The sequence below is a fragment of the Billgrantia kenyensis genome, from assembly GCF_013697085.1.
Taxonomy (GTDB): domain Bacteria; phylum Pseudomonadota; class Gammaproteobacteria; order Pseudomonadales; family Halomonadaceae; genus Halomonas; species Halomonas kenyensis.
Genome location: NZ_JACEFT010000001.1, coordinates 356,846 through 379,807 on the forward strand (window position 1 = coordinate 356,846; position 22,962 = coordinate 379,807).

The following is a 22,962-nucleotide window of genomic DNA, read 5'->3' on the forward strand; positions in this document are numbered from 1 at the left end:
AAATGTAGCGTCCAGGGAAGGATTCACAGCGCCTCCTCGCAGGCCTGCACCCGGATCAGCTCCGACTACCGCAGACACGGATGAGCTCCTGACATCATGACGAACAACGATTCCCGCGTGATACGTGCCGAACTGCTGAGCTTCGATGCCGATCCCGGCGAAGGCGACAGCCCCGCCGAAGGTAGCGTACGTCACTACACCGACGGCGCAATGTGGCTGGAGAAAGGCCGAATCAAGGCCATCGGCGACTACGCCACGCTGGCGCCACGCCTGCCCGATGGCATCGAGACGGTGGATCACCGCGGCAAGCTGGTGATGCCCGGCTTCATCGACAGCCACGTGCACTACGTGCAGCTGGAGATCATGGCCTCCTACGGGCGTCAGCTGCTGGACTGGCTGAACGAATACACCTTCCCCGAAGAGTGCGGCTTCGCCCAGCGCGAGCGGGCCGAGGTGATCTCCAATGCCTTCCTCGACGAGATGCTGCGGGTCGGCACCACCACCGCCCAGGTGTTCTGCTCCAGCCACCCCACCTCGGTGGAAGCCTTCTTCTCGGCCTGCCGCGAGCGTGACCTGCGCATGCTGGCCGGCAAGGTGCTGATGGATCGCAACGCCCCCGAGGCGCTGTGCGACGACACCTACGGCGGTATCCGCGACACCGAACGGCTGATCGGCGAGTGGCACGGCAGAGGGCGCCTGGGCTACAGCCTGACCCCGCGTTTCGCACCGACCTCCACCCGCCAGCAGCTCGATGCCACCGGTGGCCTGCTGCGCAACGACCCGAGCCTATGGCTGCAGACCCACCTCTCCGAGAACCCCGGCGAGCTCGACTGGGTGGCCGAACTGTTCCCCGAGAGCCGCGACTATCTCGAAGTCTACGAACAGTCCGGGCTGGTCGGCCCGCGCAGCACCTTCGCCCACGGCATCCACCTCGACCAGGAGATGCGTTGCAGGCTGGCCGAGCGCGGCGCCAACATCGCCTTCTGCCCCAGCTCCAACATGTTCCTCGGCAGCGGCCTGTTCGACCGCCTGGCGGCACGCGAAGTCGGCCTCAACATCACCTACGCCAGTGACATCGGCGGCGGTACCGACCTCTCCGGCCTCGCCACGCTCAAGGCCGGCTACCAGGTAGGCCAACTGCGCGGCCAGCCGCTCACCGCCTGGCAGGGCCTCTACGGCCTCACCTTGGGCAACGCCAAGGCGCTCTCGCTGGACGACAAGATCGGCCGCCTCGCCCCCGGCATGGAAGCCGACTTCGTGGTGATCGACCCCGACGGCTCACCGCTGCTTGGGCGTCGTCACGCCCGCTGCAAGACCCTCGGCGAGCGGCTGTTCTCCCTGATGATGCTGGGCGACGACCGCAGCATTCTGGAAACCTGGGCCAGCGGACGCTGCCAGCATCGTCGCGGCCAAGCCTGAAACGAAAATGGCGAGTGGCTCTCATGACTCCCCCGTTCCAAGAACAGGATTCATGAGGACCACTCGCCATGGATAAAACGCCCATTTATCTGGGCCCCTTCCGTAAAACGCACCCCGTGTCTACCTGAACAGCCTGCTATCCGTCATCCGCCTTGACCTTCGACCGGGATGTCAAAATGCAAAACATGTTCACGTCTGCCCAGCCTTGTGTACAAGGCAATCGCGGGTTCATCTTCAATGCCGGTATCGGCTTGAACGAATATCACGTAGGCGCCTCGCTTAGCAGCTATCTCCTTTAGCTTCTCAATCAACATTGTCGCGGTCCCTTCTCGCCGATGCCCGCTGGCCACTGCAAGGTCGTAGATGTAGATCTCGCTACGCTCCTGCTCGAACTTCTTCAGTTCGTACGCAGCGATGCCACCGATGACAACGCGATTCTTCAAGGCGGCCAGCGCAATGAAGGTATCACTGTCGAGCAGTTGTTCCAGATAATCCGCACTCGGGGGATTCACCGTGTAGGTGGCCGGTTCATTGAACGCGTCACCAAAGGTCGTCAACAACGCTTTCATCAGCGGCACATCATTCGGGGTGAGATGGTGAATGTCTACCAACTGGTCTTCCTCCATGCTGCATAACGCTGAAGCAGTGCGGAGAAAACAAGCGCAGTGTAGTTTGCGTCCGAACGAGCGCCTTGCTAGCCCATTCGCCTGATGGGATTACACTAAACGGCTTGCAGATTTTCAAGCGGCACCCAGCCGGTCTCTTTGCTACTCAGCTTTTCGCACCATATCCAACCGTTCAGAACTCTTCCGCCAAACAAACGACCCCCTTCTCGCACATTGAGTTCTCTTGCCGTGTAGTCTTCGCGAGCACGGGCAACACTGCCTGTCACGCTCTCGATAATTTGCTCTGGAACCCAGCCACCTTTTTGACCGGGTGATTCACAAAAAACCCAGTTCTCCCAGCCCTCTGGGCCTTCATATTCCTCTCCTACAGTCAACCGGGCCCCTTTCACGAAAGTTATAGGCTCAGGAAACTCACTCGTGTGGTCTTGAATGACAAGGTACTGCTTGGTTTCCATGTTCGCTTCCTTCAGGCTAATGTTTAAGCTCAGGCGCGCGAGCAACGAGCGTCGGCTGCATTGGCCTTGCTCGTCTTTATTCTGCCCGGTGACATACTGCCTCCACGCGATTGCCTTCGGGGTCCAGCAGAAACGCGCCGAAGTAGTGCTCGTGGTAATGCGGACGAAGGCCCGGGGCGCCATCATCCTTTCTGCCGCTTCCACGAATCCCGCGAGCTTCTTCAAAGATGAGTTCAAACCTGCATCGTGGTCTTCCGGCCGGATCCCTTCCGGTACGTTCTCGGTTCGGATCGTCACGAGCGTCCCTTCGTCCTGAGGCTGAAAGGTCCAGATCATGCGCATGACGCCGGAGAACGAACGGTCCTCGCTATCGAAGGTGACTTCTTGCTCGATCCTTCGTTCGTGCTCGAGTTTCGTCAGTCGCACTGCGACCTCATCGGCGCCCTCTGAAGTCTTGCCTCGTCCCTGCTCCGGTTGCGCGTAGGTAAGTCGCATGCGGTACGAGCCGCCTTCGCGGAAGTCGAAATGCAGCATCTTGGCTGGCTTTGTTAGGCAATCGCCTTTGACATGATCCGTGATTGTGCTTCATACCCGCCATTCGCGTAAAATGCTACCGCTCGTTGGTTGAACTCCATTACCTCCAGTCGGATTTCCTTGGCACCCATCGTTGCAGCCCAACTCTCGGCTTCTGCCATCAAGAGTTGTCCAATCCCGGCGCGCCGTTGTCGTAGATCCACGACGATTGTGCCGATACGACAGACCTTGTGGTGCGATAGGAAGGGTATGCCCGAATTGGTCGTAATGGTGGCCGTGATCAAACCCATGATGCTTGCAGCCGATTCGGCGACAAGAAACAGCTGGCCGGAATCAAGTATCTGCTTAAGCCAGTGACCTGGTTCATCTTGATCCGGACTCGCGAAAACGGCTGGCGCACGGTCGTGATGCTCGCTATTGATCTGATGAAGTAGACGCATGACCTCTGGCAGGTCGGCTTCCCTTGCAGTTCGAATATTCATCTTAACTTCCATTAGCCTAACCGTTCAGCACTTGTTCACCATGCGGAACATGGCGAACAAGTGCCTGTTGGACTACACGCCCTGATATTCAATGAACATACTGCGCGTTCAACAATATTATCTGATGCGCTTCATTTCTTCCAATTCGTTGATTTTTAAAGAACCCAAGTATAATTCGACCACTTATGCGGAATTCGTGTAATGCACTCAAGCCCCTGAACCGAGAAGAACTGCGATGTAACGCATGTGATGAGCAGAGGCTTTGCCGGGATACGTAGTCCGATGAGTAGTTGCGAAAATTTAGGGACGCTACCGCCCTGCTGGCAGAATGGATGACGTATCCCATCATCCCTAATGCGGCATCCTTGTGTACGTCTTGGTGACGTCGGCCGTCTTCTGCGGCTTTTTACCCAACGTAGCCAAGGCGACCGCCGAGGACAATGCCGAAGCAAGCGATCGGCCTATTGTCCCTTGGCGACCACCGTCACAGGTAGCAACCTTTACCCGCGGACACTGGCAGCACAGGCGTGACGCAGTTGGATAACCGATCCAGGCTTGACCAAAATCAAGAGCGGGCACAATAGACCAAGGACGGCTGGCAGCTTTGTGTGCCGTTATGGCATATTTCGCCCAAAGCGAATATAGAAGCTGCCAGGAGCCAGTCCCAGTGCTGCTAAACAAGCTGAAACGTCGCCTACTGGCCAGCCTGCTGCCCGGTTCAGCCCTGCTCGTCCTTGTCTGCCTGCCTGCAACGGCCGAAGAGCACTTATCCGTGGAGCCCAGCCCGGGGCTACTATCGGCGTTGCAGCAGGGCGGCTTCGTGCTCTATCTGCGCCACGCTCCTACGGACACCAGCATTCCGGATCAGGTACCGGTTGACTTCGACGACTGCACCACCCAGCGGCCCCTGAGCGGGGAAGGCCGCCAGGTCGTTAAGGATGTTGCCGAGCATATGGCGCGCCACGCCTGGCCGATCGAGGATCCCATTATCGTCAGCCCCTTCTGCCGAACGCAGGAAACCGCTCGGATCCTGTTTCCGGACAAGCCTCAGCAGATCGACACGATGCTGCGCTATACCGCCGCGATGACGGATGACGAAAAGCGGCCCGTTATCGATCATACCGGCAAGATGCTCTCGCTACCGGTCGAGGGCAACGCCAATCGCATGATCGTTGCCCACGGCCCCAACCTGGCCGACCTGATGGACTACTTCCCCCCTGAGGGGACGCTGGTGATTTTCTCCCCGCTCGACGAGGAGGGTTACCTCTATCACGCAAGCATTCCACCCGACCTTTGGGCTTCGCTGGCTTTCGAAGCCCCGTAGAACAATAAGGGTATGACATGAAGCCTAGCCGGCCTTTGCTCTGGGTCTTTCTCCTGCCCACCTTGGTCGTGCTGATACCGGCCCTGGTGTTCGGCTTCAGTGCTGTCCAGATACTCAAGGAGCGGGTAAGTCACAACCATACCCGCCAATTGGAAGATCTCTCCGCCTTGCACCAGGCCGCCGACTACGAGCAGAGCCTGGGCGAGCTCCACCAGAGCGTGATCGACATGCTGCAACAGGCCGACCTCGGCGAGCTCTCTTCGCTCGCCAGCTATCGGCTGCATTCGGCTTTCGTCAACGAGCTCGCAGCACTCGGCAGACAGGTGCAGGAGCTGACCGAAACACAGCTCATGGTCGATCTCAACCATGGCAGCGCCCAGCGTTTGCTGGAGGCGTTCGAAGCCTACCGGCGCTTCATCGTCATGGCCAGTGACATCGCCACGGTCGATCCCACCCAGGCCCAGCACTACCTGGACGAGGCCCAGCATGAGTTCCTGCGCTTTACCATGCTCACGGGGCACTTGAGCGCAAGGCTCTCCGAACGCGCCCAGGTGCGCACCGAAGACTCCTACCGGACCATCCACGACCACTTGAACACGGTGACGCTACTCGGTGTCTTCACCCTGTTGCTGATGCTGCTGGCGGCCTTCTACTCTGCCCGGGTGCTGAATCGTCACCTGCTGACCATCGGCGATGCGCTGCTCAGCCTCTCCCGTCTTCGCCGTGAGGCCCCGGAGCTACCGCGCATCCAGCGCCTGGCCGAGCAAGGACGCGGCCAGCTGCGTCAGATTGCGCGGGCGGTGCTGCGCCTGCGCGAGAGCGAGGCACGGCGACTTGCCGCGGAGCGCAAGGCACATCAGCTGACCCACTATGATGGCCTCACGGAGCTGCCCAACTGGCGCATGATGAGCGAGCATCTCGAGCATTCGCTGCAGCTGTGTCAGCGTACGGGACAGTACGGCGCGCTGATCTATCTCGACCTCGACCTGTTCCAGCAGATCAACGACAGCTATGGCCACCGTACCGGCGACCGGCTGCTGCGTGAGGTCGCCGACCGGCTGCGCGGCTTTCAGAAGGAGCGCTGTATCCCGGGCCGGCCGGGCGGTGACGAGTTCCTGCTGGTCATCGACTCGCTGCCGGCACAGGCTGACAGCGCGGCCACACGAGTCGAAGAGCTGGCCGATCGCATTCGCCTCGCCATTGCCGAGCCCTTTACCATCGACGGTATCCAGCACTTCCTGTCAGCCAGTCAGGGCGTGGCCATGTTTCATGGTAGCGACGACATCGAGACCCTGTTCAAGCTGGCGGACGCCGCCTGCCACCAGGCCAAGCTGGCCGGGCGAGACACCATCCGTTTTCATGACGATGCGATCCAGTCGGTCATGGAGGCGCGCAACGAGACCAAGCGCGACCTGCGCTTGGCGCTGCAGCGTGGCGAGTTTCGCCTCGTCTATCAACTCCAGTACGACGCCGGCCGCCGGCCCCTGGGAGCGGAGGCGCTGGTGCGCTGGCAGCACCCCTCGCGGGGCCTGGTTTCTCCGGCCGAGTTCATACCGCTGGCCGAGGAGAGCGGGCTGATCGTGCCTCTCGGCGATTGGGTGCTGGAGCAGGCGTGTCGCCAACTGGTGGCCTGGAAGCAACAGCCTGCCTCGCCGCCGCTGGCGCTGGCCGTTAATGTCAGCGCCCGGCAGTTCAAGGAACCGGACTTCGTCGAGCGCATCGAACGGGTTCTCGACGCCACCGGCGCCGATCCACACCGCCTGAAGCTGGAGCTGACCGAGAGCAGCCTGATCGACGACTTCGAGGCCGGCATCGACAAAATGCAGCGCCTCAAGGCCCTGGGCATCAGCTTCGCCATGGACGACTTCGGTACCGGCTACTCCTCGCTGCAGTACCTCAGGCGGTTGCCGCTGGACCAGATCAAGATCGACCAGAGCTTCGTCAACGACATGCTGGCGAGTAGCGACGGTCTGGTCATCGTGCGCACCATCATCGCCATGGGCCTGGCCCTGCAGCTCGAGGTGGTGGCCGAAGGCGTAGAGACCGAAGCGCAGCTCAAGAGCCTGATCGCCGAGGGCTGCCACGCCTTCCAGGGCTACTACTTCTGCCGGCCCATGCCTGTCGATCAGCTGCAAGCCCTACTCGCTCCGGCGGCGGTGAATTGAGCCCGCCTTCCCCGGCCTGACGCCTACGTCGCACCGCTTCCCACTCCTTTGCTGACCTCTCCCCCGGCGGCAGCCGGGTCGAGCCAATGTCGGGCTGACTGCCTCTTGACCCGCGAGCCTCTTCTACGACCTTGGTCGCAACCCACCTGTCCAATCGGTCAATTATCTTCTAGGCTGTAGCCGGACACAGCTGACCAAACGGTCAGATACGATCTTCCGCTTCCCAGCGGGCTAATCCAACAACAAATGGACACAAGCAATGGAACCGAGCTCCTCCCTGACTGACAAGGCAGATGGACACTCCCCCGCGCAGGCAGCGGGACAAGGCAGCTGGCTTGACAGCTATTTCGGTGCGAGTCGACGCGGCTCGAGCGTGCGCACCGAGATCCTGGCCGGCATCGCCACCTTCCTGGCCTCGATGTATATCATCGTGGTCAACCCGGCGATTCTCTCCGACGCAGGTATCCCCTTCTCGGCAGCGCTCTCCGCCACCGTGCTGATCAGTTTCATGAGCAGCCTGGCCATGGGGCTGTATGCCCGCAACCCGATCCTGGTGGCGCCGGGCATGGGCATGAACGCACTGTTCACCTACACCCTGGTGCAGGGTGCCGGGCTTTCCTGGGAGGTAGCGCTGGGTTGCGTGTTCTGGTCGGGGGTGATGTTCGCCACCCTGGCGATGTTCAACGTGCGCGAGGCGATCATCAACGCCATTCCGCCTTCTCTGCGCTACGCCATCACCTGCGGCATCGGCCTTTTCATTACCTTCATCGGTTTCAAGAACGCCGGTTTCATCGTCGGCAGCGATGCGACCCTGGTGACCCTGGGCAGCATGGACGCCTCGCTGATCACCTTCTTCATCGGCATGATGGCCACCGCCATCCTGGTGATCATGCGCTTCAACGGCGCGCTGATCCTTGGCATCGCCCTGACGACGCTGCTGGCGACCCCGATGGGCCGGATGTGGGGCGGTGACGTGGTGGTGGAGTGGAGCGGCATTGCCGCCTGGCCCGACTTCAGTGCGGTGATGCAGGTGGATATCTGGGGCGCACTAAAGGTCGCCTACCTGCCGTTCATCTTCGTCATGCTGTTCACCAACTTCTTCGATGCGCTGTCGTGCTTCATGGCGCTCTCGGAGTCTGCCGACCTGAAGGACAAGGACGGCAACCCGCGCAACCTCAAGCGCTCGATGACCGTGGACGCCTTCGCTTCAATGATCGCCGCACCGCTGGGTACCAGTGCCGCCCAGACGTTCATCGAGTCCGGCGCCGGCGTCGCCCAAGGCGGTCGCACCGGGCTGGTAGCGGTGACCATTGCCTTCCTGTTCCTGCCCTTCCTGTTTCTCTCACCGCTGCTATCGCTGGTACCCGGCATCGCCACGGCACCGGCGCTGGTGCTGGTAGGGCTGTTCATGCTGGCACCGGTGAGCAAGATCGACTGGTCGCAGTTCGAACAGGCCTTCCCGGCCTTCCTGGCCATTATCCTGATGCCGCTGACCTACTCGATCACCCTGGGCATCGCCTTCGGCTTCCTCAGCTTCGTGCTGATCAAGCTGGCCACCGGCAAGATCCACGACATCAAGCCTGCCATGTGGGTCTCCGCCGCTCTCAGCGTGCTGATGCTGGTCACCACTCATTGAGAATGATAGGGCCGGCTTGTGCCGGCCCCATTGGGTGCTACTGACGGTGGATCGCTGCATCGATGAGACGAAACACCACCAGCGCGAACAGCACGGCCGCAAACACACTGGGCAAAAGATAATCCGCGCGGGTCAGGATCCAGAGGTGCACCACACCCAGTAGCGCGGATACATAGACCAGGCGATGCAACCAATGCCACGCCGTCCGCCCCATGCCCTGCTGAGCACGGCGAAACGAGGTCAGGGCCAGCGGCACCAGCAGCAGCAGCGCGGCGGCGCCGTAGCGAATATAGGGCAATTCGACCATCTCGCGGCGAATCCAGGGCCAATCCCAGTACTGATCCAGCCCCATCCACGCCAGCATGTGGGCCACCAGCCAGAAGAACGCCCACAGGCCAATCTGGCGCCGAGCCGCCATGAAGCCGACCCAGCCGGTGAAGCGAAAGGCGGGGCTGAAGGCGATGGTGATCAATAGCAGGCTCAAGCCCGTGGTGCCGGTGAAGTGCACCACCGCCTCGCCAGGCACCACCCCCAGGTCGCCGTAGAACCACTGCCAGGCAAGCCACAGTGCCGGCGCGCTGCAGCCCATCAGCACCAGCAGGCGAAAGGCATGGATCGCTGTGCGTTGAGTCACCCTGATCTCCTTTGCTTCCCTGCGCCTCACTCAGTAATGGCGCTGCAGGTCCATGCCGGAATAGAGGTTGGCGACCTCCTCGGCATAGCCGTTGAACATCAACGTCTCGCGGCGCCCGCTCTCACCGAGCCGCCGCTCCCGCGCCTGGGACCAGCGTGGATGATCCACCTCCGGATTGACGTTGGCATAGAAGCCGTACTCTTCCGGGTTACGCTCCTCCCAGGAAGTCAGCGGCCGCTCCTCCACCAGCGCGATGCGTACGACCGACTTGATGCTCTTGAAGCCATACTTCCAGGGAACGACCAGGCGGATCGGTGCACCACTCTGGTTTGGCAGCACCTCGCCGTAGAGGCCCACCGCCATCAGCGTCAACGGGTGCATTGCCTCATCGATGCGCAGCACCTCGCGATAGGGCCAGTCGAGTACGCCTCGCCGCTGCCCGCGCAGGTTGTCGGGATCATGAATGGTTTCGAACACCACATAGCGCGCCCGGGACGTGGGCTCATGGCGCTTGAGCAGGTCGGCCAGCGGAAAACCGACCCAGGGAATTACCTTCGACCAGGCTTCGACACAGCGCAGCCGGTAGATGCGCTCTTCCAGGTCCTGATGCTTGAGAACGTCCTCGAGGGCAAAGGTACCCGCCTTGTCGACCTCTCCTTCGATGGCCAACGACCAGGGATCGGTGACCAGCTGATGGCCATATATCTCGGGATCCCGCTTACCGGTACCGAGTTCGTAGAAGTTGTTGTAGGTAGTAATGTCGCGCAACGAGGTGGGCGATTCTCCGCCGGCCAGCTCCTGGCTCGGCAGGCCTGTGGCCAGGCGTTGCTCCAGCAAGCCTTGCCAGGCCTGCCCCTCACGCGGCCATAATAAGCCCGGCGCAACCGCGGCAGCGCCCAGCGCCAGGCCGCCCTTCAGCACCCGACGGCGTGTGTGCAGCAGCTCGCGCGGCGTGACTTCCGATTCCGGTATGGCGGGATAGCGATAGCGATTCATGACGCGTCCTCATCCAGGAAGTGCCGAAGGAAACATAGCTGCGGCACTTGTACAAGGCCTGTCTCTCGAGAATGAGCGAAGTCGGAAGAAAACTTGACCTATCTCAACCAGGCCTCCATTCCGACTATTTTACTCAGTTGATATAGCTCAATTGAAAGGCCTAAGCTCAAGAAGCATTAAAGGCTAACATCGTCTCTAGCATGCAATACAAGGGGAACATCATGACTCGTCACGCTCTTGTCCGGCCGCTTGCCATCGCCGCAGCAGTGTCGTTGAGCGCTACACTGGCGGCAACCACCGTCATTGCCGATGACGGCCTGGGCGACTATCGCGACCGCTTCGAGCCGCTGCCGCACCTGCCGCCGATTCCGGCGCACAACTCACTCACCGATGAGAAGGTGGAACTCGGCAACATGCTGTTTTTCGAGCCGCGGATTTCTGCCAGCGGCGTGATCAGCTGCGCCACTTGCCACAACCCGGCTCTGGGCTGGAGTGACCGTATTCCCCGCGCTGTCGGTCACGACGGGCAGGTTGGCGAACGCAATACGCCGACGGTGCTCAACTCCGGCTTCCTGGAAGCTCAGTTCTGGGACGGCCGCGAGCCCGACCTGGAAGGTCAAGCGCTTGGTCCCATCGAAGCTGACATCGAGATGGCCATGGACCTCGACATGGCGCTCGAGCGTCTCATGGAGTTCGAGATCTACCAGGAGAAGTTCGCCGAGGCCTATCCGGAAGACGACAACCCGATCAACAAGGACAACCTGGCCAAGGCACTGGCGAGCTTCCAGCGCACGCTGAATACGCCTAACTCTCCGTTCGACCGCTATCTGCGCGGCGACATGGAAGCGCTGAACGAGCAGGAGAAGCGCGGCATGCAGGCCTTCGTCGATACTGGCTGTATCGCCTGCCACAGCGGCCCGGCGCTCACCGACAGCAACTTCTGGGCCATTCAGGTGCCTGGTTCCACTGACGTGGGCCGCTACGAGGTAACCGGCGACGAGGCTGACATGTACAAGTTCCGCACGCCCACGCTGCGCAACGTCGGCGTCACCTATCCGTACATGAACAACGGTGCCACCGAGACCCTCGAGGAAGCCGTGGCGATCATGGGACAGGAGATGCTGAATCGCGAGTTCGAGGATGAGACCATCGCCGACATCACTGCCTTCCTGCACACGCTGACTGGCAAGATGCCCGACTTCGAAGTGCCTGCGCTCCCGTAAGCTGGCCCAGTCGCAGGGATCATCTGAAGGGAACGATAATAACGACACGCCCCCGGCACTCGCCGGGGGTTTTTGCTTCTAGGCGCTTGCCGCCAGCTGGCGATGCAGCTCGAGGCGACGCCTGTCACTCATGAACGCCGCTTCGATGGCGGTGCCTGCCAGCTGGATGAAGGTCTCCCGGGACCAGCCGAAGGCCTCGTGGCAAGCGAGGAAATTATCCAGCATGCCACCGCCAAAATAGGCCGGGTCGTCGGAGTTGAGCGTGAGGCGCAAGCCAGCATCAAGCAGCTGGGGCAGAGGGTGATCCTGGATACGCTCCACCACCTTGAGGCGAACGTTCGAGAGCGGGCAGACGGTGAGGACCATCCCCTCGTCACGCAGCCGCTCGACCAGCTGAGGATCCTCGAGACAGCGCACGCCATGGTCGATGCGGCAGACATCGAGCAGATCGAGCGCTTCGCGGATGTATTCGGGCGGGCCCTCCTCCCCGGCATGCGCCACCCGGGGAATGCCCAGCATTCTGGCGCGCTGGAAAACCTCGGTGAATTTGGATGGCGGATGGCCACGCTCGGCGCTGTCCAGCCCCACCGCATCGAGCATCTCCCAGTAGGGTGCCGCGCTCTCCAGCACGCGCATCGCTTCGTCGGCGGGCCGGTCGCGCAGGAAGGCCATTATCAGCGCCGTCGACATGCCCAGTTCTCGTTCAGCCTCACGCTGAGCCAGGCTCAGTCCCTCCATGACGACATCGAGCTCGACCCCACGCGCCAGATGGGCCTGCGGGTCGAAGTGCATCTCTACATGGACGACGCCTTCGGCATGGGCGCGGCGGAAGTAGTCCATGGCCAGGTCGTGGAAGTCCTCGGCACGCTTGAGTACGCTCATGCCCTGATAATAGAGCTCGAGGAAGGAGGCGAGATCCTGGAAGTCGTAGGCGGCACGCACCTCCTCCACCGAGCCATAGGGCAACTCGACCCCGTTGCGTCGTGCCAGAGCAAACATCAGCTCCGGCTCAAGGGAGCCTTCGATGTGAAGATGGAGTTCGGCCTTGGGCAGCCGCTTGAGGAAGTCGCGCATGATGCACCTCGTTGCCTTTATCTTCTTATCCTGATGGATACCCGGAATTTGCGCAAACGGTCAAGCTGCCTTGTGCAAGACGCACGAGCCGGGTGACACCGGGAGGGTCGAATACGCTGCCGTCCAACTGATGTACAAGGTAGAGCACGCTGCGACCTTCCAGCCACTCATCCAGCCGCGGCGCTAGCCGACCCACGGTGTCGGCATCGAGGCCGGCGAAGGGTTCGTCGAGTATCACCAGCCCGGGGTCGCGCAGCCACAGCCGTGCCAGGGCCAGGCGCCTTGCCTGACCGCCGGAGAGCGCCCGCCCGCCTTCTCCCACCGGCGTGGCCAGGCCCTGCGGCAGCGCTGCGGCCCAGTCTGCCAGGTCGACCCACTCCAGTGCCTGCCACAGCTGCGCGTCGTCGGCTTCCGGTGCCGCCAGTCGCAGGTTGCTCGCCAGGCTGTCCTGGAACAGATCGATGCGCTGACCGAGGATGGCGACGCGCTCGCGTAGCGACGTTTCGTTGATCTCGCCAATGGGTATATCGCCCAGCAGGATTTCCCCCTGGCTGGGCGGCAACCGCCGTGTCAGCAACGCCGCCACGCTGCTCTTGCCCGCTCCCGAGGCACCGGTCAGGGCCAGACGCTCCCCGGGAGCCAGCACAAGATCGAGATCCTCCAGCGCCGGAGCGAGAGCGCCCGGATAGTGCAGGCCCACCCCACTCAGCCGTACGCTCAAGGCCCCGGTGGGGAGCTGAGCATGGCCAGCGCTGACCTTGGCCTGCCCCTCCTCTTCCACCTCGTTGAGACGCTCGGCCGCGCCCCGGCTCGCCCCCAACTGAGTGAAGGCGTTCGGCAGCAGCGCCAGCACCTCACCGAGGGCCAGCACGGCGATCGGCATCATCACCATCACGGCGCCTGAAATCATGCCCTGCTGCCAGGCCGCCGCCGCCAACCATAGGGCCGCCACCATGCCCAGCCCAACCATCAGGTTGACCAGGGCGACACCGAATCCCGCCACGCCGGCCGTACGCTGCTGATCCCGGGACAGCTTCTCCTCACGCTGGAAAAAACTCTGTCGATGCCAGTCACGGCTGCGGTAGGCCTCGAGCTCCGCCAGGCCGGTGAGATGCTCGATGGCCTGGCTGCGCAGACGCTGAAGATGCGCCACCTGACGCCGGCTCGACGCCATGCCCAGCCAGGCCTGCCCGGCCGTCAGCCATGCCCAGGTGGACACCAGCAGCGCCGCCACGGCCAGCCCGACCATGGGCACCCACAGCGCCAGGAACGCAGCCAGCAGCACGATGGCGGCCAGTGCCACCGCCGGGGGCGCCAGCAGCCGCAGGTAAAGGCCGTCCAGGGTATCGATGTCGGCGGTCAGGCGGTTGAGCCAGTCGCTGGCGCGTTGACGCGCCAGGCTGCGGTCGTCGAGCCGGGCCATGGCTGAAAAAAGGCGGCTGCGCAGATCGGCGAGCAGACGCAGCACGGTGTCGTGGTTGTAGAGCCGCTCGGCATAGCGAGCCACGGTGCGGCTCACGGCGAAGAAACGTATGCCGCCGCCCGGCACGTAGACGTCGAACGCCACGGCCATGCCCAGGGCCAGCGCCATGCCGGCCAGCGCGCTGGCGGCGATAAACCAGCCCGAGAGGGTCAGCAGCCCCACCGCCGAGAACACCGTGACGATCAGCAGCAGCACGCCGATGGCGAGCCGCCCACGTCGCTGGGCCAGCAAACGCAGCCAAGGGGCGAAGGTAGTACGCAATGAGCGTTTCGACATGCTCAACCTCCCGCCGCCACGACGGCCTGCTTCCGCCCATCATGCAGGGCCAGGCGGCGACTGGACATGGCCATCAGTGCGGGGTGGTGAGTGGCGATGACCAGCGTCCTGCCTTCGTCGCCAAGGCGGCGCAGCGATTCGATGACGCACGCTTCGGTCACCTCATCCAGGCTGGCGGTGGGCTCGTCGAGCAGCACCAGCTCGGCATCGGAGAGGAACACCCGCGCCAGCGCCAGGCGCTGCGCCTGCCCCCCGGAAAGCCCCGAGCCCCGCTCTCCCAGCGGCGTATGGATGCCCTGTGGCAACGCCGCCACCAGCTCGGCTAGCCCTGCGTGCTCAAGGGCGCGCTCTAGCTCGGCGTCGCTGGCTTCCGGGGCCGCCAGGCGCAGGTTCTCGGCCAGGCTGCCGTGAATCAGCAGCGGGCGCTGGTCCATCCAGGCGATTCTCAAGTCGGCCGCAGCGTGGCGCTGCCCCGAGGCCGGCGCCACGAATCCCGCCAGCAATTGCAGCAGCGCCGACTTGCCGGCCCCCGACGGCCCGGTGACGACCAGAATGTCGCCCTTCTCGACAACCACATCCAGCGGACCCAGTACTTGCCCCCGCCCAGGATGACTCAGGGTTACCGCCTCCAGCGCCACGCAGCGCTCCAGCGCTGGCGGCGGTGAAGCCGTTGCATGCGCGGGCCGTACCGGCTCGCTCAGCAGGGCCAGCATGCCATCGGCGGCGCCCAGAGCCGCGGCCCGGTCGTGATAGTGCTGGGCCAGGGTGCGCAGCGGCTGGAAGAACTCCGGCGCCAACAGCAGTACCAGCAGCCCGCTGAACAGGGTCAGCTCCTCGGCCGGGCCGAACTCGATGTAGCCCAGCAGGCCGAAGCCCACGTAGATGGCCACCACGGCGATGGCCACCGAAGCGAAGAACTCGAGCACCGCCGAGGAGAGAAAGGCCACCCGCAGGGTGCGCATGCTCAGGCGGCGATAGTTGTCCGCCGCCGCGTGCACCTCCGTGGCCGCCTCACGGGTGCGGCCGAAGAGCTGCAGCGTGGAGATGCCCCGCACGCGGTCGAGAAAGTGTCCCGAGAGGCGACTCACGGCAACGAACTGATCGCGATTGAGTCGCTCCGCCCCCATCCCCACCAGGGCCATGAACAGCGGGATCAGCGGTGCGGCAAGCAGCAGGAACAGTGCCGCCAGCCAGTCGAGCCACAGCACGACGAGCAGAATCAGCAGCGGAATGGCCACGCACAATCGCAGCTGGGGCAGAAAGCGTGCGAAGTAGCCGTCCAGCGCCTCGACCTGCTCGACCAACTGGTTGGCCAGCCCCGCGGAATGACGGGCGCCGGCGCGAACCGGCCCCATCGCGGCAAGATGGTCGAGCAGCTCGGCGCGCACCGCGTGGCGAATGCGCAGGCTGGCCAGCTGACCGCTCAGCTCCTGCCCCCACTGGCACAGGGCTCGGGTCGCCAGCACCGCCACCAGCATTAGGAACGCTGAGGTGAGCGATGCCAGCGGCGCGCCATCCACCAGCAGGCGACTGACGATCCACGCCAGCAAGGCCATCTGGGCGACGGTCAGCGCACCGGCAGCGATACCCGTCAGGGCGGCCAACCCCAGCCAGCCACGCTGGCTGGCGGCATGTGCCGCCAGCCAGCGGCGCGCCGCTGCAGGCGTACGTGAGAGCGTCATGGATTCAGTGGTAGCCCTCGCCGGCACGCACCTTGCCGCGAAAGACCCAGTAGGACCAGAAGGTATAGCCCAGCACGAAAGGCAGCACGAACAGCACGCCGAGCAGCAGGAAGAGCTGCGACTCCGGTGCTGAGGCGGCGTCCCAGATGGTGTAGTTGGGCGGCACCAGCCAGGGCCACTTGCTCACCACCAGCCCAAGGTAGGTGAAGAAGAACATACCCAGCGTGGCCATGAACGGCAGCAGTTCGCGCTGGCGCCGCACCGCCCAGTACACCCCATACATGCACAGCAGCGTCAGCGCCGGCAGGATCCAGATCACCTGCAGGTGGCCGAACCAGCGGTCCCACACCACCTCGTTGACCAGCGGGGTCCAGATGCTGATGATGCCGAAGATCACCAGCACCGCCGCCAGCAGCGGCGGCGTGAGCTTGTAGGCCCAGGCCTGGATATAGCCTTCCGACTTGAGAATCAGCCAGGTGGTGCCCAGCAGGGCGTAGCCGATCATGATGCCGATGCCGGTGAGCACCGTGAACGGCGTCAGCCAGTCGAAGGCGCCGCCGACGAAGACCCCGTTCTGGGTCTCGAAGCCCTGGATATAGGTTCCTACCACGGCGCCCTGCGCAAAGGCGGCCACCGCCGAGCCGCCGCTGAAGGCCAGGTTCCACAGCCGCCGCCCGCGTCGTTCGCGGCGCGACTTGAAGCGCAGCTCGAAGGCCACCCCGCGGAATACCAGCCCGGCCACCATCAGGAACACGCCGATGTAGAGCGCCGGCAGGAACACCGTATAGACCAGCGGGAAGGCGGCCAAAAATCCCGCCCCGCCCAGCACCAGCCAGGTCTCGTTGCCGTCCCACACCGGGGCTACCGTGTTCATCATCACATCGCGTGCATCCTCGTCCGGAGCGAACGGAAACAGAATGCCGAGCCCCAGGTCGAAGCCATCCATCAGCACGTACATCATGATGCCGAAGCCGATGATGAGCGCCCAGATCAAAGACAGATCGAACATTTCCATGGCTCAGTTCTCCCCCTTGGCGGGATTGTCGTCGAAGGGCGTGTGGGTGGCCGACCAGGGCCGCTTGGGCGTCTCGAAGTCGTCGACCATCTTCTCCTCTTCCTTCGGCTGCATGCCGTAGCGGATCACTCGCGTCAGGTAGTAGGTACCGGCATAGAAGATGATGCCGTAGACGGTGACGTAGCCGATCAGGGTGAACAGCGCCATGCCGCCTGTCAGCGACGGCGTAACGCCTTCGGCGTGGGTCATGATGCCGTAGACCAGCCAGGGCGCTCGACCGGACTCGGTGACGATCCAGCCTGCCAGCACGGCAATGAACGGTGTCACCGACATCAGCCGCAGCATCTGCAGGTAGCGCCTCGAGTGGTAGAGCCGGCCGCCGCGCCTTAGATAGAGTCCGACCAGTGAAACGCCAATCATCAGGAAGCCGATACCGAGCATCACGCGGAAGGCCCAGAACACCAGCGCCACCGGTGGCTGCTCCTCGGGAGGCGACTCGAGGATACCCGGCACTTCACCGTGCAACTCATGGGTGAGAATCAGGCTCGCGGCGTAAGGAATACCGATCTCGAAGCGGTTCTGCTGCGCTTCCTGATCCGGCCAGGCGAGGACCAGGAACGGAGCGCCCTCCTTGGTTTCCCAGTTGCCCTCCATGGCCGCCAGCTTGGTCGGCTGGTACTCCAGCGTGTTGAGACCATGCAGGTCGCCGACGAAGGCCTGGGTCGGCGTCAGCACCAGCAGCAGCCACATGCACATCGATAACGCCTTGCGGTTGGCCTCCACGTCGCGCCCGATCAGCAGGTACCAGGCGCTGACCCCGGCGACGACGAAACCGCCGGTGATGAACGACGCCATGGCCATGTGGGCAAAGCGATACGGGAACGACGGGTTGAAGATCGCCTCCATCCAGGAGGTGACCCGGAAGACGCCCTCGTTGAAATCGACCCCTGCCGGCGTATGCATCCAGCTGTTCGCTGCCAGGATCCAGAAGGTCGATATGAAGGTGCCGAGCGCCACCATGGCAGCGGCGAACAGGTGCACCCCCGGCGACACCCTTCCACGCCCGAACAGCAGCACACCGAGGAAGGCTGCCTCGAGGAAAAAGGCGGTGACCACTTCATAGCTCAGCAGCGGGCCGATGAAGTTGGCGCTGGCCTGGGAGAAGTTGCTCCAGTTGGTGCCGAACTGGAATGACATGACGATGCCCGACACCACCCCCATGCCGAAGGCCACGGCAAATACCTTCGTCCACAGATACGCCAGGCGATCCCAGGCCGGATTGCGCGTCTTGTAGAACAGCGCGTGCAACAAGGTGATATAGGACGCCAGGCCGATGGTAAAGACCGGAAAGATGGCGTGAAAGGAAACCACGAAGGCGAATTGGATTCGTGACAGCAGTACGGGATCAAGCTCCATGACGTACCTCTTGGCTGCTGAAGAGTTAACGTCTCAAGGGATGCGCGAGCACACGGGTGTGCGGTTATTGTGCTTCCGGTCACGTCCCTCCTGGACATGCCGTGACGCATTCCACCTCGACACTTGTGACAGCGTAGCAGGATGATCCGGATAGGCCCTTGGGGCGTTACTTGCCACGTCTCGAGATCTTGCATCCTTTATCTCGAGCCAGGCTGGTTCGCGGTTCCGGGCTTATCGGATTATGCCTATAAAACATAAGCTTAGTCCTAGCCGACCCGTGCATCTTACCCTTCAGAATGCAAAAAATGGCATTTTGTTGCGCCAAATCAGTGTGTCGAGATGTCGCATCAGGCGCCGGTGGCCTGCACCACCAGCCGCACCATGTACAGCGTATAGCCGAGGAAGAGCGCCAGCAGCACGGCTCCCTCGACGCGGTTGATGCGCCCCGGACGGCCACGCCAGCCGATGGCAAATACCGTCATCAGCAGCGTCATCAGCGCCATCAGACTCCAATCGCGCAGCAGCACCTCGCCGCCCACCGCGATGGGGTGGATCACCGCGGCCAGCCCCACCACACCCAGGGTGTTGAATAGGTTGGAGCCGACGACGTTACCCACCACCAGATCGTGCTCATTCTTGCGCAGTGCACTGATGGAGGAGGCCAGCTCCGGCAGCGAGGTACCAATCGCCACGATGGTCAGGCCGATGATCAGGTCGCTGACGCCAAAGCCCAACGCGATTTCCACCGCCCCCCATACCAGCACCCGCGAGCTCAGCACCAGCAGCAGCAGCCCGGTGAAGGTCCATGCCAGGCCGGCGCGCAGCGACATGGGCCGAGCCGCCAGGCTATCCTCGGTGTCGCTTGCCAGCGCATCGGCCGGGCCGCGGCGGGCCTGCCAGATACTGAAGCCGATCATGGCCGCCAGCATCAGCAGCAGCACGGCACCCTCGAAGCGACCGATCACGCCGCCCCACATCAGCAGCGCCGAGAGCAGCGTGACGCCAGCCAGCAGCGGCAGCTCGCGGCGAATCACGCTGGAATGCACCGCCAGCGGCGAGATCAACGCCATCAGGCCCAGGATCATGCCGATGTTGGCGATGTTGGAGCCATAGCCGTTGCCCAGGGCGAGCCCCGGGTTGCCCTGCCCTGCGGCCAGCGACGACACCATCAGCTCAGGCGCCGAGGTCCCGAAGCCGATGACCAGCATGCCGATCAGCAAAGGCGAAACACCTAGCCTGCGTGACGTTGCTGCTGCCCCGTCGACGAAGCGCTCGGCACTCCATACCAGCAGCACCAGGCCGGCTGCGATGGCAATCAGGGGAAGCAACATTTTTCAATCCTTGGGGAACATTCAGTGGCGCATGTTTGTATATGGTAGGCGTCCCGTCAACGTGTCACACTTCACTTTGGCCAGAGGGCAATACGCCCACCCCGGCTTGCCTCGCCATACTACTTTCTCCGGATCGTTCCACACGTGCTCAATCGCTCTACTCGTTTCCTGCCCGCCCCGGGCGAGCCCCGCGTCGACCGGACCCCACCCGAGGCCCGCACTTCGCGGCGGCGGCTGCGCGCGTGTCACGAGTGTGACTGGCTATCGGCCCTTCCTCCCTTGCGCCCGGGACAGAAAGCGGACTGCCCGCGCTGTGGCCATACCCTGGTTACACGACACTACCGCCCTGCCCAGCGCAGCATGGCACTGGCCATGGCCGCCATGGTCGCACTGCTGCTGGCCATCTCGTTTCCCTTCGTCAGCTTCTCCGTAGGCGGGTTCGGCAACCGTATTGAACTGAGCCAGACGGCCACGACGCTGATCGGATTCCACCAGCCGCTGGTCGCCATCGCCGTGATTCTGACCATCGCCGTACTGCCGGGGGTCTACCTGCTGGGGGTGATATGGCTGCAACTGGGACTGCTGCAGGGGCGCCCGCTTCCCGCCAGCCGCTCTATCGCCCGCTCCCTGGCCCACCTCAATCCCTGGATGATGGCCGACGTCTTCATCATTGGCGCCCTGGTCAGCCTGATCAAGGTGGCCGGGCTGGCCCAGATCGAGCTGGGGATCTCCTTCTGGGCGTTCTGCGCCTTTGCCCTGCTGCTGCTGTTCACTACCCAATCGATCGACTCGGACTGGATGTGGTTCTCGCTCGCTGGCGAGCCCCAGGCGCCAGAGGGCGCCCGCACCGGAACCACTGCTGCGTCGCAGGGTCTGACGGGTTGCTCCACCTGCGGGCTGGTCAATCGTTTCGATGCCGCCGGCCACAGTCACTGCCGGCGCTGTGGCGAGCGCCTGCATGTGCGCCTGCCTCACAGCCTGCAGCGTACCTGGGCGCTGCTGGCCGCGGCCACGGTCATGTACATACCGGCCAATGTCTATCCCATCATGACCACCACCACCCTGGGCCACAGCAGCCCGTCGACCATCATCGGCGGCGTCGTCGAACTGCTGCAGATGGGCTCTTGGCCGGTGGCCGCGGTGATCTTCGTGGCCAGCGTCGTGGTGCCCGTGGGCAAACTGGTAGCGCTTGCCTGGCTCTGCCTTGTCGTGGCCCGCAGCAGTGAGCTCAACGCCAACAGCCGCACACGGCTCTACCGGATCACGGAATTCATCGGTCGCTGGTCGATGGTCGACGTCTTCGTGGTGGCGATCCTGGTGGCGCTGATTCGTGCCGGCTCGCTGATGTCGGTCACCCCAGGGCCTGCCGCGCTGGCCTTCGGCGCCGTGGTGGTCCTGACCATGCTGGCAGCGATGACCTTCGACCCGAGAATGATCTGGGACACGCCCCTGCCGCGTGACAACCGGAAGACCCAAGGAATCCCTGGATGAGCGATACCCCTCGCGACGTCGAGACACCGCGTGACATGCATCGTGCCCGCGCGACCCCACAACGGCGACTTTCGCCGATCTGGATCGTGCCCATCGTGGCGATCCTGATCGGCCTGTGGCTGGTCTATGACAACTACCGCAGCCGCGGTCCCTTGATCACCCTGACGATGAGCAATGCCGAGGGTATCGAGGCCGGCAGTACGCTGATCAAGACCCGCAACGTCGAGGTGGGCCGCGTCGAACGCGTGCAGCTCTCGGAAGACCTGTCGCATACGGTAATCACGGCGCGCATGGCGCCCAATACCGAAGCCATGCTTACCGAAGGCAGCCGTTTCTGGGTGGTCAAGCCGCGCATCGGTCGTGAAGGCATCAGCGGTCTTGGCACCGTGCTTTCCGGGGCTTTCATTCAGCTACAGCCTGGCAGCGGCGAGTCGGGCATTCGCGAGTTCCAGGTCAGCGACCTGCCACCGGTGGCCCCCGCCGATGCCGCCGGGCTGCGCATCAATCTGATCAGTCAGCTCGGCAATTCGCTGCGTGCGGGCGATCCCGTGACTTACCAGGGCTATACCGTGGGGCGGGTCGAGGAAGCGCATTTCGATGCGGATACGCGTCGCATGACCCAGCGGATCTTCATCGAGAGCCCGTATGATCGGCTGGTCACCGACAGCACCCGCTTCTGGTCCGCCAGTGGCATCGACCTGCGGCTGGATGCCGACGGAATCCGCATCAACGTGGAGTCCCTCGAGGCGCTGCTGGGTGGCGGGGTAACCTTCGGCGTACCTGAGGATCTCCCCCGCGGGCGTGCGGTGGAGAACGACGCCACCTTCAGCCTTTACCCCGACGAGGAGAGTGCACGCCAGGGCACCTTCAACCGCTATCTCGAGTACGTACTGCTGGTGGAGGACAGCGTGCGAGGGCTCTCCCGCGGCGCGCCGGTCGAGTTTCGTGGTGTGCGTATCGGCACCGTGGCTGCCGTTCCCTGGCAGTTCACCGCCAACCAGCCCGATACCCGCGGCGGCTTTGCCATTCCAGTACTGGTCCGCATCGAGCCACAGCGCCTGGGCATCGAGAACCAGCAGGTCGACCTGGAGGAGTGGGACGCTCGCTTCCAACGCCTGTTCGACGCCGGCCTGCGCGCTTCACTCAAGTCGGGCAACCTGCTTACCGGGGCGCTGTTCGTCGATATCAACTTCCATCGCGATGAAGCGGGCACCTATGTGGCGGAGACCTTCAGCGACCGCACCGTCTTTCCCACCATCTCAGCCGGCTTCGCCCAGATCGAGGCTCAGGTCACCGCCCTGCTGGAGAAACTCAACGCGCTCGAGATCGAACCGCTGCTGGCCGGGCTGGACCGTAATCTGGCCGCTTCCGAGGCCATGCTCGGGGAAGTCCGCCAACTCAGCGGCTCCCTGCAGGAGGTGCTCGACGATCCGGGGACACGCAATCTGCCGGCCAACCTCAACGCGTCGCTCGAGGCACTGCGCGAGACGCTGGAAGGCTTGTCGCCCGACTCCAGCGCCTACCGCGAACTGACCGGTGCTGCCGAGCGACTGGAGCGCACGCTGCGCGACCTCGAGCCGGTGACGCGAACTCTGAACGAAAATCCCAGGGCTCTGCTGTTCGATAGCCTCGACACCACAGACCCGGTCCCTCGCGCCCCAAGGCGTAACTGATATGGACGTGAAAATGTGGCGCTATGA

18 protein-coding genes are annotated in these 22,962 nt (G+C 63.3%); 7 read left to right on the forward strand and 11 right to left on the reverse strand.

Annotation, left to right across the window (positions count from 1 at the left end):
• Positions 1–96 precede the first annotated feature (96 nt).
• Positions 97–1,419 (forward strand): guanine deaminase, encoded by a 1,323-nt coding sequence (guaD, locus tag H1D44_RS01555; RefSeq protein WP_181513079.1) that lies wholly within the window; start codon positions 97–99, stop codon positions 1,417–1,419.
• 143 nt (positions 1,420–1,562) lie between these two features.
• Here guaD and H1D44_RS01560 read toward each other — a convergent pair whose 3' ends face one another.
• The 3 genes from H1D44_RS01560 to H1D44_RS01575 form a co-directional block, all read right to left on the reverse strand.
• Positions 1,563–2,045, reverse strand: coding sequence for an AAC(3)-I family aminoglycoside N-acetyltransferase (locus H1D44_RS01560; protein WP_181513080.1), 483 nt, complete (start codon positions 2,043–2,045; stop codon positions 1,563–1,565).
• Between the two features lie 95 nt (positions 2,046–2,140).
• Positions 2,141–3,034 (reverse strand): SRPBCC domain-containing protein, encoded by an 894-nt coding sequence (locus H1D44_RS20785; protein ID WP_220127918.1) that lies wholly within the window; start codon positions 3,032–3,034, stop codon positions 2,141–2,143.
• 14 nt (positions 3,035–3,048) lie between these two features.
• Positions 3,049–3,516 (reverse strand): GNAT family N-acetyltransferase, encoded by a 468-nt coding sequence (locus H1D44_RS01575; RefSeq protein WP_181513081.1) that lies wholly within the window; start codon positions 3,514–3,516, stop codon positions 3,049–3,051.
• 667 nt (positions 3,517–4,183) lie between these two features.
• Between H1D44_RS01575 and H1D44_RS01580 the strand changes: the two genes are divergently transcribed.
• From H1D44_RS01580 to H1D44_RS01590, 3 genes are all read left to right on the forward strand, one after another.
• Complete coding sequence (locus tag H1D44_RS01580; RefSeq protein ID WP_181513082.1) at positions 4,184–4,840, forward strand: histidine phosphatase family protein; 657 nt, start codon at positions 4,184–4,186, stop codon at positions 4,838–4,840.
• Between the two features lie 17 nt (positions 4,841–4,857).
• Complete coding sequence (locus H1D44_RS01585; RefSeq protein ID WP_181513083.1) at positions 4,858–7,005, forward strand: putative bifunctional diguanylate cyclase/phosphodiesterase; 2,148 nt, start codon at positions 4,858–4,860, stop codon at positions 7,003–7,005.
• A gap of 259 nt (positions 7,006–7,264) precedes the next feature.
• Entirely contained in the window at positions 7,265–8,641 is a 1,377-nt protein-coding gene (locus H1D44_RS01590; RefSeq protein ID WP_181513084.1) for an NCS2 family permease, read from the forward strand.
• Between the two features lie 37 nt (positions 8,642–8,678).
• Here H1D44_RS01590 and H1D44_RS01595 read toward each other — a convergent pair whose 3' ends face one another.
• Together H1D44_RS01595 and msrP are read right to left on the reverse strand one after the other, a co-directional pair.
• A complete protein-coding gene (locus tag H1D44_RS01595) occupies positions 8,679–9,275 on the reverse strand; it encodes a ferric reductase-like transmembrane domain-containing protein (protein WP_181513085.1) in 597 nt (198 codons plus the stop codon).
• 30 nt (positions 9,276–9,305) lie between these two features.
• Positions 9,306–10,271 carry a protein-methionine-sulfoxide reductase catalytic subunit MsrP gene (msrP, locus tag H1D44_RS01600; RefSeq protein ID WP_181513086.1) on the reverse strand — a complete coding sequence of 322 codons (966 nt, stop codon included), beginning with the start codon at positions 10,269–10,271 and terminating at the stop codon, positions 9,306–9,308.
• 221 nt (positions 10,272–10,492) lie between these two features.
• Here msrP and H1D44_RS01605 point away from each other — a divergent pair, with 221 nt between their 5' ends.
• On the forward strand, positions 10,493–11,494 hold the full coding sequence (locus H1D44_RS01605; RefSeq protein WP_181513087.1) for a cytochrome-c peroxidase: 1,002 nt from the start codon (positions 10,493–10,495) through the stop codon (positions 11,492–11,494).
• Positions 11,495–11,572: 78 nt separating this feature from the next.
• On the opposite strand, the gene H1D44_RS01610 is transcribed toward H1D44_RS01605, so the two are convergent.
• The 6 genes from H1D44_RS01610 to H1D44_RS01635 all read right to left on the reverse strand — a co-directional run bounded on the left by H1D44_RS01610 (position 11,573) and on the right by H1D44_RS01635 (position 19,771).
• A complete protein-coding gene (locus tag H1D44_RS01610; protein ID WP_181513088.1) occupies positions 11,573–12,568 on the reverse strand; it encodes an adenosine deaminase in 996 nt (331 codons plus the stop codon).
• A gap of 25 nt (positions 12,569–12,593) precedes the next feature.
• Positions 12,594–14,327, reverse strand: a complete 1,734-nt coding sequence (cydC, locus tag H1D44_RS01615) for a thiol reductant ABC exporter subunit CydC (protein WP_181513089.1) — start codon at positions 14,325–14,327, stop codon at positions 12,594–12,596.
• Between the two features lie 2 nt (positions 14,328–14,329).
• Positions 14,330–16,009, reverse strand: coding sequence for a thiol reductant ABC exporter subunit CydD (gene cydD, locus H1D44_RS01620; RefSeq protein WP_181513090.1), 1,680 nt, complete (start codon positions 16,007–16,009; stop codon positions 14,330–14,332).
• A 4-nt stretch (positions 16,010–16,013) separates the two neighbouring features.
• Positions 16,014–17,024 (reverse strand): cytochrome d ubiquinol oxidase subunit II, encoded by a 1,011-nt coding sequence (gene cydB / locus H1D44_RS01625; protein WP_181513091.1) that lies wholly within the window; start codon positions 17,022–17,024, stop codon positions 16,014–16,016.
• A gap of 3 nt (positions 17,025–17,027) precedes the next feature.
• Positions 17,028–18,440, reverse strand: a complete 1,413-nt coding sequence (locus H1D44_RS01630) for a cytochrome ubiquinol oxidase subunit I (RefSeq protein ID WP_181513092.1) — start codon at positions 18,438–18,440, stop codon at positions 17,028–17,030.
• Positions 18,441–18,787: 347 nt separating this feature from the next.
• Positions 18,788–19,771, reverse strand: coding sequence for a calcium/sodium antiporter (locus H1D44_RS01635; RefSeq protein WP_181513093.1), 984 nt, complete (start codon positions 19,769–19,771; stop codon positions 18,788–18,790).
• A gap of 144 nt (positions 19,772–19,915) precedes the next feature.
• Here H1D44_RS01635 and H1D44_RS01640 point away from each other — a divergent pair, with 144 nt between their 5' ends.
• Both H1D44_RS01640 and pqiB read left to right on the forward strand, forming a co-directional pair.
• Entirely contained in the window at positions 19,916–21,262 is a 1,347-nt protein-coding gene (locus tag H1D44_RS01640; RefSeq protein ID WP_181513094.1) for a PqiA/YebS family transporter subunit, read from the forward strand.
• Entirely contained in the window at positions 21,259–22,935 is a 1,677-nt protein-coding gene (gene pqiB, locus H1D44_RS01645; protein WP_181513095.1) for an intermembrane transport protein PqiB, read from the forward strand. The genes H1D44_RS01640 and pqiB overlap by 4 nt, the downstream gene beginning before the upstream one ends.
• The last annotated feature ends 27 nt before the right edge of the window (positions 22,936–22,962 follow it).

Excerpts from the sequence above, each read along its gene's own strand:
- msrP (WP_181513086.1), bottom strand. The coding sequence starts at position 10,271 with ATGAATCGCTATCGCTATCCCGCCATACCGGAATCGGAAGTCACGCCG.
- H1D44_RS01630 (WP_181513092.1), bottom strand. The coding sequence starts at position 18,440 with ATGGAGCTTGATCCCGTACTGCTGTCACGAATCCAATTCGCCTTCGTG.
- H1D44_RS01560 (WP_181513080.1), bottom strand. The coding sequence starts at position 2,045 with ATGGAGGAAGACCAGTTGGTAGACATTCACCATCTCACCCCGAATGAT.
- cydC (WP_181513089.1), bottom strand. The coding sequence starts at position 14,327 with ATGTCGAAACGCTCATTGCGTACTACCTTCGCCCCTTGGCTGCGTTTG.
- H1D44_RS01605 (WP_181513087.1), top strand. The coding sequence starts at position 10,493 with ATGACTCGTCACGCTCTTGTCCGGCCGCTTGCCATCGCCGCAGCAGTG.
- H1D44_RS01610 (WP_181513088.1), bottom strand. The coding sequence starts at position 12,568 with ATGCGCGACTTCCTCAAGCGGCTGCCCAAGGCCGAACTCCATCTTCAC.
- H1D44_RS01575 (WP_181513081.1), bottom strand. The coding sequence starts at position 3,516 with ATGAATATTCGAACTGCAAGGGAAGCCGACCTGCCAGAGGTCATGCGT.
- H1D44_RS01585 (WP_181513083.1), top strand. The coding sequence starts at position 4,858 with ATGAAGCCTAGCCGGCCTTTGCTCTGGGTCTTTCTCCTGCCCACCTTG.
- cydB (WP_181513091.1), bottom strand. The coding sequence starts at position 17,024 with ATGGAAATGTTCGATCTGTCTTTGATCTGGGCGCTCATCATCGGCTTC.
- cydD (WP_181513090.1), bottom strand. The coding sequence starts at position 16,009 with ATGACGCTCTCACGTACGCCTGCAGCGGCGCGCCGCTGGCTGGCGGCA.
- pqiB (WP_181513095.1), top strand. The coding sequence starts at position 21,259 with ATGAGCGATACCCCTCGCGACGTCGAGACACCGCGTGACATGCATCGT.
- H1D44_RS20785 (WP_220127918.1), bottom strand. The coding sequence starts at position 3,034 with ATGCTGCATTTCGACTTCCGCGAAGGCGGCTCGTACCGCATGCGACTT.
- H1D44_RS01635 (WP_181513093.1), bottom strand. The coding sequence starts at position 19,771 with ATGTTGCTTCCCCTGATTGCCATCGCAGCCGGCCTGGTGCTGCTGGTA.
- H1D44_RS01590 (WP_181513084.1), top strand. The coding sequence starts at position 7,265 with ATGGAACCGAGCTCCTCCCTGACTGACAAGGCAGATGGACACTCCCCC.
- guaD (WP_181513079.1), top strand. The coding sequence starts at position 97 with ATGACGAACAACGATTCCCGCGTGATACGTGCCGAACTGCTGAGCTTC.